Source organism: Microbacterium sp. K41 (assembly GCF_004794395.1).
Lineage (GTDB): Bacteria > Actinomycetota > Actinomycetes > Actinomycetales > Microbacteriaceae > Microbacterium > Microbacterium sufflavum.
In genome coordinates this window covers 1-7,848 of sequence record NZ_SSDO01000300.1, presented here as the reverse complement: position 1 = coordinate 7,848, position 7,848 = coordinate 1, and the positions used below count along the sequence as shown (strand labels likewise).

Sequence of the window (7,848 nt, the reverse complement as noted above, 5' to 3'; positions counted from 1 at the left end):
GACGCCGGGCGGCCGGTCGAGGTGGTGCCGCTCGTGGTCGGCAGCCGCGGTCCGCGGTGGTATCTGCTCGCGGCGCCGGGGCGGAACGGCGGGGCCGACGTGGACCGGCTGCGCACGTACCGGGTCGACCGGATCGCGGATCTCGCCCTCACCGACGAGCGGGGGGAAGGGCCGGACGGCTTCGACGCGCCTGCCGCGTGGGAGCGGATGGTCGAGACGGTCGAGGGGCTGCGGGGCGAGGCGCGCGCCGTGATCCGCGCGGAGGCCTGGGCCGTGCGCGCGGTGCTCGACCGCTTCGGGCGCCAGGCCGCGGTGATGGATGCCGACGAGGGACTGATCGAGGTGCGGGCCCACCGTGCGGACGCTCTGGCCGAGCAGCTCGCCGGGTGGACGGGCGCCGTGGAAGTGCTCGAACCGGTCGAGGTGCGTGCAGCCCTGCGCGAGCTCGGGCAGCGGATCGCGGAGCAGTACCGCGACCCCTGACCCCGCGCGGAAGTGGGGCGCGGGATGCGGTAGACTCTTATGGTTTGTGCGCCGCTTCGGCGTGCGCGCTGACGACCACGACCCGGAGATGCCGGGTCCGTGGGAGAAGCGGGTGTCCGCATCCGCCTCGAGGAAAGGAAAGAGAATGGCACCGAAGAAGAAGGTGACCGGCCTGATCAAGCTTCAGATCAACGCCGGTGCCGCCAACCCGGCGCCGCCGATCGGCCCCGCGCTCGGTCAGCATGGCGTCAACATCATGGAGTTCTGCAAGGCGTACAACGCCGCGACCGAGTCGCAGCGCGGCAACGTCATCCCCGTCGAGATCACCGTCTACGAGGACCGCAGCTTCACCTTCGTCCTGAAGACCCCGCCCGCGGCGGAGCTCATCAAGAAGGCCGCCGGCGTGCAGAAGGCCTCGGCCACCCCGCACACCGTCAAGGTCGGCAAGATCACCAAGGACCAGGTCCGTCAGATCGCCGAGCAGAAGCAGGCCGACCTGAACGCGAACGACATCGAGGCCGCCTCGAAGATCATCGCCGGCACCGCCCGTTCCATGGGCATCACGGTCGAGGGCTGAGGAGAATAATCATGGCTACCAAGTCCAAGGCTTACAAGGCTGCCGCCGAGAAGATCGAGGCAGACCGTTTCTACACGCCCGCCGAGGCCGTCGCGCTCGCGAAGGAGACCGGTTCGGCGAAGTTCGACTCGACCGTCGAGGTCGCGCTGAAGCTCGCCGTCGACCCCCGCAAGGCCGACCAGATGGTGCGCGGCACCGTCATCCTGCCCCACGGCACCGGTAAGACCGCCCGCGTCATCGTCTTCGCCACCGGTCCCGCGGCCGAGGCCGCGATCGCCGCAGGTGCCGATGAGGTCGGCGGCGCCGAGCTCATCGAGAAGGTCGCCGGCGGCTGGACCGCGTTCGACTCGGCCGTCTCCACCCCGGAGCTCATGGGCCAGGTCGGTCGTCTCGGCAAGGTGCTGGGTCCGCGTGGCCTGATGCCGAACCCGAAGACCGGCACCGTGACCCCGAACCCGGCCAAGGCCGTCGAGGAGATCAAGGGCGGAAAGATCGAGTTCCGCGTCGACAAGCACGCCAACGTGCACTTCGTCGTCGGCAAGGCGTCCTTCACCGCCGAGCAGCTGAACGAGAACATCGGCGCAGCGCTCGAGGAGATCGTCCGCCTCAAGCCGTCGAGCGCGAAGGGCCGCTACATCCAGAAGGGTGCGGTGTCGACCACGTTCGGCCCCGGCATCCCGCTGGACGTCAACGCCATCTGAGCCTGACTCACCGAAACGCCCCCGGGTTCCGCCCGGGGGCGTTTCGCGTCCTCCGCCTCGCGTCGACACGGAGCGTCATCGGATGCGGGGGATCCCGCGACGGCACGTACTGTGGGGAGGTCCCGCGCCGGTCGCGTAAACTCGCACCGCGCCTCTCACCCCAGGAGGGTCCATGTCCCGTCGTCTCATCGCCGTCACCGCACTCGTCGTCGCCGCCGCGGCGCTCACCGCCTGCAGCGGCTCCACCACGCCCGCGAGCACGTCCGGTGCGGAGAGTTCCGCGGGTTCCGACTTCGGTCTGGTGAAGGACGGCACGCTCACGGTCGCGACCGAGGGCACCTACCGCCCGTTCAGCTTCCACGACGACGGCGGCTCGGGCGACCTGACCGGCTACGACGTGGAGATCATCCAGGCCGTCGCCGACAAGCTGGGCCTCGAGGTGGAGTTCCAGGAGACGCAGTGGGACGCGATCTTCGCCGGTCTCGACGCCGGCCGCTTCGACGTGATCGCGAACCAGGTCTCGATCAACGACGAGCGCGAGGCGAAGTACCTCTTCAGCGCGCCCTACACCGTGTCGCCCGGCGTCATCGTGGTGGCCGAGGACGACGACTCGATCAGCTCGTTCGACGACCTGGCCGGCAAGACCACGGCGCAGTCGCTCACCAGCAACTGGTATGAGCTGGCGACCGACTCCGGCGCCAAGGTCGAGGCCGTCGAGGGCTGGGCGCAGGCCGTCGAGCTGCTGCGTCAGGGCCGTGTGGACGCGACCGTGAACGACAAGCTGACGTTCCTCGACTACGAGACCACGAACAGCCCGACGGGGCTGAAGATCGCGGCGGAGACGGACGACGCCGGCGAGCAGGCGTTCGTGTTCACGAAGGACAAGACCTCGCTCGTCGAGGCCGTGGACGGCGCTCTCGAGGAGCTGCGCGCCGACGGCACCCTGGCGGAGATCAGCGAGAAGTACTTCGGCGAGGACGTCTCGCAGTAACCGATGGCGAACCCCTGGCAGCTGTTCCTCGACTCGCTCTGGCCGATCGCCTGGGCGGGCCTGACGGCGACGGTGCCGCTCGCGCTGGTGTCGTTCGCGCTGGGGCTGCTGATCGCGGTCGGGGTCGCGCTGATGCGGATCTCGGTGCATCCGGTGGTGGCGGGCGTCGCGCGCTTCTACATCTCCGTGATCCGCGGCACGCCCATGCTGGTGCAGCTGTTCGTGATCTTCTACGGGATGCCGTCGATCGGCATCACGCTCGACCCGTGGCCGAGTGCGATCATCGCGCTGTCGCTCAACGTGGGCGGCTACGGAGCCGAGGTCGTGCGGGCCGCGATCCTGTCCGTGCCGAAGGGGCAGTGGGAGGCGGCGTACACGGTCGGGATGAACCGCACCCGCACGCTCACGCGGATCATCCTGCCGCAGGCGGCGCGGGTGTCCGTGCCCCCGCTGTCGAACACGTTCATCTCGCTCGTGAAGGACACCTCGCTCACGTCGCTGATCCTGGTGACGGAGCTGTTCAAGGTCGCGCAGCAGATCGCGGCGACGACCCTCGAGTTCATGGTGATCTACCTCGCCGCGGCGCTGGTGTACTGGGTGTTCTGCCTGGTGCTGTCGTTCGGCCAGAGCGCCCTGGAGAGGAGGCTCGACCGCCGTGTCGCCCACTGACCAGACACCCGTCCCGCTGCTGTCCGCCCGCGGACTGCGCAAGAGCTTCGGCGACACCGAGGTGCTGCGCGGGATCGACCTGACGCTGCACCGCGGAGAGGTGCTGGTGCTCATCGGCCCGAGCGGCTCGGGGAAGACCACCGTGCTGCGCGCGCTCAACGGCCTCGAGACGCCGGACGCCGGCACCATCACGGTCGACGGCGGGCCCGAGCTCGACTTCGCCCCCGCCGAGCGGCCGCGGCCTCGCGCGCAGAAGCAGCAGCGGCTCGCCCTCCGCGATCGCTCCGCGATGGTGTTCCAGCACCACAACCTGTTCCCGCATCTGACGGTGCTGCAGAACGTGATCGAGGGGCCCTGGCGCGTGCAGCGGCGGCCCAGGGCGGAGGTCGTGGCCGAGGCCCTGGCCCTGCTCGACCGGGTGGGCCTGGCGGACAAGGCGGACGCCCGTCCGCATCAGCTGTCCGGAGGGCAGCAGCAGCGCGTGGGGATCGTGCGTGCTCTCGCTCTCAAGCCCGACCTGCTGCTGTTCGACGAGCCGACGAGTGCGCTCGACCCCGAACTCGTCGGGGAGGTGCTGCTGGTGGTCAAGGAGCTCGCCGACGAGGGGTGGACCATGGCGGTCGTCACGCACGAGCTGAGCTTCGCGCGCGAGGTCGCCGACCACGTCCTGTTCCTGGACGGCGGGGTGGTGGTTGAGGAGGGGCCGCCGGCCGAGATCTTCCGCGCCCCGCGACACGAGCGCACGCAGCGGTTCCTCACGCGCATCCTCCGCCCGCTCGACGGCGCCTGAGACCCGGGGCTCGTGCGCGCCGCCGATCGGTGACAGGATGCGGTCGTGGGAACCATCGACGACTACCTGACCGGGCTCGCCCCCGCGGACCGCGCGGCGATCGACCGCGTGTACGCGATCGCGCGGGAGGAGGAGCCGGATGCCGAGCAGGGCACCGGCTACGGCATGCCCGCCCTCGTCCACGGGGGCAGACCGCTGCTGTCGGTGATGCGCGCCAAGAAGCACATCGGCGTGTATCCCTTCAGCCCCGACGCGGTCGCGGCCGTGGCGGCGGCGCTGGCCGATCATCCCGGCGCCAGCGTGGACAAGGGGACGATCCGCTTCCAGCCGGAGCATCCGATCCCGGAGCAGACGCTGCGCGCGCTGGTGCGGGCGCGGCTGGCGCAGATCGACGGAGCCTGAGCCGGATCAGCCGCCGAACACGGGGAGGATCAGGCTCACGGCGAGCGCGACCATGATCACGGCGATCACCGCGTCGAGAACGCGCCACGACCGCTCGGTGCGCAGCCAGCGCCCGAGGTAGCGTGCCCCGAAACCGAGGGCCGTGAACCACAGGACACTGGCGAGGATGGCCCCGGCGGCGAACAGCCAGCGCTGCTCGCCGTGCGTCGCGGCGATCGACCCGAGCATCAGGACGGTGTCGAGGTACACGTGCGGGTTGAGCCAGGTGAGCGCGAGGACGGTGAGGAGCACGGGGGCCAGACGTGTTCCGCTCCGGGTGGCGGTCGCGGTGCCGCCGGCCGATCGACCGGTCCCCGTTCCGTCGGCGGGGGAGGACGCATCGACCGCCAGCACCTCACCGCCGCGCCAGGCGCGCCGTGCCGCGAGCAGCCCGTAGCCGAACAGGAACAGCGCCCCGGCAACCCGGGCGACGACCACGAGCCACGGCGCAGCCTGGAGCAGGAAGCCCAGCCCGGCGACACCGGCGGCGATCAGCACGGCGTCGGAGACGGCGCACACGATCACGACCGCCAGCACATGCTCCCGCCGGATGCCCTGGCGCAGGACGAAGACGTTCTGGGCGCCGATGGCCACGATGAGGGAGAGGCCGAGTCCGAGACCGGCGAGGACGGTGAGCATGGCACCAGCCTAGGAAGCGACTCCCATCAGAGAAAGCGAAGATTCCTTCCGAACCATTAGCATCACTGATGTGAGGATCGATCCGGAGCTCGCCGCGACCCTGGCCGCCGTCGCCGACGAAGGCACTCTCGACGCGGCATCGCGCCGACTCCGGATCACGCCGTCCGCGGTCAGCCAGCGGCTCAAGAGCCTGGAGGAACAGCTGGGGCGCATCCTGCTCGTGCGCAGCAAGCCCGCGCGGCTCACCGAGGCCGGTGAGGCGGTGGTGCGGCTGGCCAGGCAGGTGGCGCTGCTGGAGCACGACGCGCTCGCCGGGGTGGGCATCGGCGACGACGGCTCCGAGCGGCGCATCGTCGTTCCGCTCGCCGTGAACGCCGACTCGATGGCGACGTGGTTCCTCGCGCCGATGGCACGACTCTCCGCCACGCACGACATCGACGTCGACCTGCACCGGGACGATCAGAACTTCACCGCCCGGCTGCTGGAATCCGGCACGGTGATGGCCGCGGTGACGAGCGAGGAGACCCCGGTGGCCGGATGCTCGGTCGCACCTCTCGGGGTGCTCGAGTATCGCGCCATGGCGGAGCAGGGCTTCGCGGACCGGTGGTTCGCCGAGGGGGTGAGCGCCGCCGCTCTCGCCCGCGCGCCCTTTGTCGACTTCGACCGTCGCGACACGCTGCAGCACGAGTGGCTCGCGGCCATGTCCGTCACGCAGCAGGGCGTGCCGCGGCACTACGTCCCCGCGTCCCACGACTACGCGATCGCGGTGTCGCTCGGCCTCGGCTGGGGAATGGTCCCGCGGCTGCAGGAGACGCCCGGGCTGGTCGCGCTCGGGGGGCCGACGCTGAAGGTCGCGCTGTACTGGCAGCAGTGGAACCTGCGGTCGACGCTGCTCGACACCATCGCCGCAGAGGTGGCCGACGAGGCGCGGCGGGTGCTCGCCCCGGTCGCGCCCGCCCGCCGGTCGCGCCGCTGAGAGGACGATCCCCGGCTGCGCGGATTGTGCCACGGCTGCGCGCGGATCCGCCTTGTCTGGTCCGAGGGGCTCGGAGAGGATGCGAGGACGCGGGAGAATCCTCCGAGTTCCGCTCGCCGGCGTTCCCCGAGATCGACGACGGAGGGGGAACGACATGGCGACGACCACGACCCGGCGAAAGGTCCGCGCGGTCCTGGCAGGAGGACTCGTCCTCGGAGTGGGAGCGGCGGTCACGCTCGCCGCGTGGAACGACTCCGAGTTCGCGACCGGAACGTTCACCGCGGGCTCGTTCAACCTGGAGGGCTCGACCGACGGCACGGCCTTCACCGATCACAACGTCGACGACGGCGACACGGCCGCCACCCTCGCGTTCACGCTCCCCGCCGGCGTCGTCGGCAACATGTCGCCCGGCGACACCGTCTACGCGGGTTTCTGGGTGCGTCTCGCGGCCGGCACGACCACCGGGGCCAGCCTCGTCGCGGCGGGCACGACCGCGGATCCCGCGGCGAGCTCCAACACCGATCATCTGTCCTACGCGATCTACCCGCTCGCTCCCGGCGCCACCTGCAACGCGGCCAGCGCGACCGGAACCGCCGTCGCCTCCGGGGCCACGCTCGACGCACAGACGGGCGTGACCGCCGTGACGCTCACCGAAGGAGCCTCCGCCGCCACCCCGGGCACCGCCGTGCAGCTGTGCGTCGCGGTCACGGCCGCCGCCGCGCTCGAACCCGGCCTGGTCACGAACGCGACCTGGGAGTTCACGGCCACGTCGACGAGCTGAGCGGGCCATGGGTACCCGCAGGCAGCGGCGGGAGAGGATCCGGCTCCGCTCCCGCCGCCTCCGAGCCCTCCTGGCGGGCGGTCTGGTGCTCGGCATCGGGGCGACCGCGACACTCGCCGCCTGGAACGACTCGGAGTTCGGCTCGGCCACGTTCACGGCCGGCCGGTTCGACCTCGTCGGGGCGACCGACGGCGTCACGTTCTCCAGCCACGCGACCACGGGGGCGGCGGCCGCCCTGAACTTCCAGCTCCCGCCCACGGCCATGGCGCCCGGCACCACGACGTATGCGCTGTTCAGCGTCAAGACCGCGTCGCCCTCGGTCGCCGGCGTGCTCCAGCTCACGGCCGGGACGCCGGGCGGCACGGGTCTCGCGTCGTCGCTCACCTACGGTGTGCGTGCGATCGCCGGGACCACGTGCTCGGCGGCGACCTACCCCGGCGGCACCGCCGTGGTCGCGGACGGCTCCGCGCTCACGGCCGGCGGCGCCTCGACACAGGCGGTGTCCGCGAACGGCGCGTCGGTCGTGAACTACTGCTTCGCGGTGACGCTGCCGACGACGGCGCCGAACACCGCGCAGGGCCTGACGATGACCCAGACATGGCAGATCCAGGGCACGTCGTCGTAGCCGCGGCGGGGCAGGAGCGAGAGGAGGGGTCGTGACGGCACTCACCCGCCGCGAGGCGCGCGCGCAGCAGAGCGGGGAAGCGGGGGCGCGGGCGCAGCACCCCACCCGGCGCCCCGGGTTCGCGCGCGCGTTGGGCGATGCGCTGCTGTGGCTCCCCCCCCCCCCCGGGGGGGCG

At 71.4% G+C, this 7,848-nt stretch carries 11 protein-coding genes; 10 read left to right on the top strand and 1 reads right to left on the bottom strand.

Features of this window, described 5'->3' with window-relative positions; genetic code table 11:
• The 7 genes from DW309_RS08715 to DW309_RS08685 form a co-directional block, all read left to right on the top strand.
• A partial coding sequence (locus tag DW309_RS08715; protein WP_136045148.1) for a helix-turn-helix transcriptional regulator occupies nt 1–483 on the top strand: 483 nt, incomplete at its 5' end.
• A gap of 145 nt (nt 484–628) precedes the next feature.
• Nucleotides 629–1,060, top strand: coding sequence for a 50S ribosomal protein L11 (rplK, locus tag DW309_RS08710; RefSeq protein WP_025102337.1), 432 nt, complete (start codon nt 629–631; stop codon nt 1,058–1,060).
• A gap of 11 nt (nt 1,061–1,071) precedes the next feature.
• Nucleotides 1,072–1,761, top strand: a complete 690-nt coding sequence (gene rplA, locus DW309_RS08705) for a 50S ribosomal protein L1 (protein WP_136034399.1) — start codon at nt 1,072–1,074, stop codon at nt 1,759–1,761.
• A gap of 172 nt (nt 1,762–1,933) precedes the next feature.
• A complete protein-coding gene (locus DW309_RS08700; RefSeq protein WP_136045147.1) occupies nt 1,934–2,752 on the top strand; it encodes an amino acid ABC transporter substrate-binding protein in 819 nt (272 codons plus the stop codon).
• 3 nt (nt 2,753–2,755) lie between these two features.
• Nucleotides 2,756–3,421, top strand: coding sequence for an amino acid ABC transporter permease (locus DW309_RS08695; RefSeq protein WP_136034395.1), 666 nt, complete (start codon nt 2,756–2,758; stop codon nt 3,419–3,421).
• Nucleotides 3,408–4,211: an amino acid ABC transporter ATP-binding protein gene (locus DW309_RS08690; RefSeq protein WP_136045146.1), complete on the top strand. Its 804-nt coding sequence runs from the start codon at nt 3,408–3,410 to the stop codon at nt 4,209–4,211. Before DW309_RS08695 ends, DW309_RS08690 begins: the two co-directional genes overlap by 14 nt.
• Nucleotides 4,212–4,256: 45 nt before the next feature.
• The gene (locus DW309_RS08685; RefSeq protein ID WP_136034390.1) at nt 4,257–4,613 is read left to right on the top strand and encodes an iron chaperone; all 357 of its coding nucleotides are present in this window, start codon (nt 4,257–4,259) and stop codon (nt 4,611–4,613) included.
• A gap of 6 nt (nt 4,614–4,619) precedes the next feature.
• On the opposite strand, the gene DW309_RS08680 is transcribed toward DW309_RS08685, so the two are convergent.
• Nucleotides 4,620–5,291 (bottom strand): LysE/ArgO family amino acid transporter, encoded by a 672-nt coding sequence (locus tag DW309_RS08680; protein WP_136045145.1) that lies wholly within the window; start codon nt 5,289–5,291, stop codon nt 4,620–4,622.
• Nucleotides 5,292–5,361: 70 nt separating this feature from the next.
• Here DW309_RS08680 and DW309_RS08675 point away from each other — a divergent pair, with 70 nt between their 5' ends.
• From DW309_RS08675 to DW309_RS08665, 3 genes are all read left to right on the top strand, one after another.
• The gene (locus DW309_RS08675; RefSeq protein ID WP_136034386.1) at nt 5,362–6,267 is read left to right on the top strand and encodes a LysR family transcriptional regulator ArgP; all 906 of its coding nucleotides are present in this window, start codon (nt 5,362–5,364) and stop codon (nt 6,265–6,267) included.
• A 154-nt stretch (nt 6,268–6,421) separates the two neighbouring features.
• Entirely contained in the window at nt 6,422–7,048 is a 627-nt protein-coding gene (locus DW309_RS08670) for a SipW-dependent-type signal peptide-containing protein (RefSeq protein ID WP_136045144.1), read from the top strand.
• A 7-nt stretch (nt 7,049–7,055) separates the two neighbouring features.
• Nucleotides 7,056–7,673: a SipW-dependent-type signal peptide-containing protein gene (locus tag DW309_RS08665; RefSeq protein ID WP_136035363.1), complete on the top strand. Its 618-nt coding sequence runs from the start codon at nt 7,056–7,058 to the stop codon at nt 7,671–7,673.
• Nucleotides 7,674–7,848: the final 175 nt, after the last annotated feature.

Coding starts and splice junctions, on each gene's coding strand:
- DW309_RS08695 (WP_136034395.1), top strand. CDS start 2,756: ATGGCGAACCCCTGGCAGCTGTTCCTCGACTCGCTCTGGCCGATCGCC.
- DW309_RS08700 (WP_136045147.1), top strand. CDS start 1,934: ATGTCCCGTCGTCTCATCGCCGTCACCGCACTCGTCGTCGCCGCCGCG.
- rplK (WP_025102337.1), top strand. CDS start 629: ATGGCACCGAAGAAGAAGGTGACCGGCCTGATCAAGCTTCAGATCAAC.
- rplA (WP_136034399.1), top strand. CDS start 1,072: ATGGCTACCAAGTCCAAGGCTTACAAGGCTGCCGCCGAGAAGATCGAG.
- DW309_RS08670 (WP_136045144.1), top strand. CDS start 6,422: ATGGCGACGACCACGACCCGGCGAAAGGTCCGCGCGGTCCTGGCAGGA.
- DW309_RS08665 (WP_136035363.1), top strand. CDS start 7,056: ATGGGTACCCGCAGGCAGCGGCGGGAGAGGATCCGGCTCCGCTCCCGC.
- DW309_RS08680 (WP_136045145.1), bottom strand. CDS start 5,291: ATGCTCACCGTCCTCGCCGGTCTCGGACTCGGCCTCTCCCTCATCGTG.